The sequence below is a fragment of the Psychrobacter sp. 1U2 genome (assembly GCF_051847575.1).
On sequence record NZ_JBPYDC010001843.1, the window covers coordinates 1 to 513 of the forward strand.

Annotated in this window: 1 protein-coding gene; it reads right to left on the minus strand. The window is 43.3% G+C overall.

What is annotated here, in order from left to right:
• The coding region (locus ACS8FD_RS24715) for a type VI secretion protein IcmF/TssM N-terminal domain-containing protein (RefSeq protein WP_439277787.1) at positions 1–513 on the minus strand (513 nt) is incomplete at both ends.

Here is a 513-nt window from a genome sequence, read left to right on the forward strand (position 1 = left end):
GCGATACTGACAGCGATAATAATGCCGTTAATTGGCGCTTTAGGTCGATTCTTTTTGAGCAGATTTAAAAAGGATAGCCACTCCAAGCGATCTTCTTCGTAGACAGAGTAACGGCCTGCGGTATCAAGCAAAATACCTTCGGTTGAAAAGAACCAGTCACAGTTACGCGTACCGCCAACGCCTTTTACCGATAGCTTATTGGTTTTTTCCATAAATGGAAACTTCAATCCAGAATGCAGTACAGCTGAGCTTTTACCTGCTGCTGGATTACCAATAACCATATACCATGGCAGCTCATATAATGCCGCCTTACCGGTTTGATCACCAATCTTTGACTTCCGGATAGTCTTGATAGCGTCTTGCATTTGTTGACGTAGCGCTTGCACTTCTTGTGCATTTTCATCTTTGGCCTTGTGAGCGCTATTTTCGTCGTGACTCTCATTACCACTATCTTCTACCAAGTTCGCAAGTTCGTCTGAAGCTTTTTTACGCCTTTTCCATAAGTAGTAGCTA